Origin of the sequence: Rothia sp. HMSC061D12 (assembly GCF_001836735.1) — a bacterium.
Lineage (GTDB): Bacteria > Actinomycetota > Actinomycetes > Actinomycetales > Micrococcaceae > Rothia.
The window spans coordinates 1-1397 of record NZ_KV830303.1 but is presented as its reverse complement, the minus strand read 5'-3'; the positions used below and the strand labels follow the sequence as shown (position 1 = coordinate 1397).

1 protein-coding gene is annotated in these 1397 nt (G+C 46.7%); it reads left to right on the top strand.

Annotated features, from left to right (window positions below):
- Positions 1-128: 128 nt before the first annotated feature.
- On the top strand, positions 129-1397 hold a 1269-nt coding region (locus tag HMPREF2682_RS09325; protein WP_141762603.1), incomplete at its 3' end, for an ATP-binding cassette domain-containing protein.

Genomic DNA, 1397 nt, shown 5'->3' with positions numbered 1-1397 from the left:
GTGTGTGGTGGAGCAAGGAACCTACCGGGAGCTACTGAAGGCAGAGGGAAAGTTTATGGAAATTTTCAAAAATCAGATCTCTGAAGATTCTGCAGGGCGCAAAACTTCTACTGAAAGGGACTATAAAGATGCGTAAGATTATGGCTAATACTGTTTGGTCCGTGGTTTATGCTTTCAGAAATCACCCCGTATGGACCGTCTCCTATCTAGCGTCTGTTGTGTGCCTATCGCTATTCCCCGCTTTGCAGATGGAGGCTGTCACTAGGCTTGTTGAGCATTTGGGTCAGAGCCAGGATGAGGTGCTCCCGCTAGCGCTGGGGGTTAGTTTTGTGCTGGCAGGATACATTGCCCTGGGGCAAGCATCAGATTCTCTGCGTATGATTCTAAATTCTCGAATGTCAAGTACGGGTATTCAGAACGTATCTTCTCGTCTGGCGACTTGTTCTTCTCAGGAAATCGCGAGTGGTGATTATGCTCGCTCATCAAGGGCAGCTCATGATGCTGTGACAGGGGGGAGCCTGGGGTCTCAAGTTTCGACTATGGGTGCTCTGATATTCATCATTTTTTCGACGGGAGCCCTTAGTTATTCCGTAGGAAAGATCAATGTATATGCTTCACTCTGCATGCTTGCAGGCATGATTCCTGTTGCCTTTATGTCACATCTCTATTCGAGTAAGAATGCTGAGGCAATGGAAAAAATATATTCATATAGCTACAACGCGTGGCATAGCACTAACCAGATTGCACAAATAACTACTGCTCGTGAGCTTGCAATTCTTAATGCTCGGTCGTTCTTTGCGCATCGTGCTAATCAAGAACGGAAAAAATCCGGTGAGGAGGAAATTGGCCTAGCTCGTTACATCCTCAGAATATATACAATTGTTGGTTTTATAAGCGCTGCATTGCTAGCGTTAGCCCTTATTTTTCTAGCGGCCTCGTCGCCGGCTCCCGGTGTTCTTGCTGGAGCTGTTATAGGTATTACCTCGGCTATAGTCTCGCTTGGCTCGATGGGAAGCAACCTTAGCTCGATGGCGGCGGGGTCAAACGCAATTGATGTATATCGAAAGTTTATTTCTAGCGCACAACCCGGGCAGAAAAATCCGATTGCCGATACCTACCCTGAAATCTCCAGCGTTTCCATCAGGAATCTTGCTATCCAGTACCCAAAAGCTGATTCTTTCGCTCTTAAAAACATCAATCTCACTTTTAGTCCCGGGCAGATGATTGGTATTGTCGGCCCCAATGGATCGGGAAAGACAACCCTAGTAAATGCACTTATGGGCATGCTTAAGCCCTCCAAAGGAGACATCCTAATCGGAGATAAGTCGGTACAGGACATATCACCTGATGATTTATTGGCAAATGTGGGTTTGGTGAGTCAAGACTACGGCCGTTAT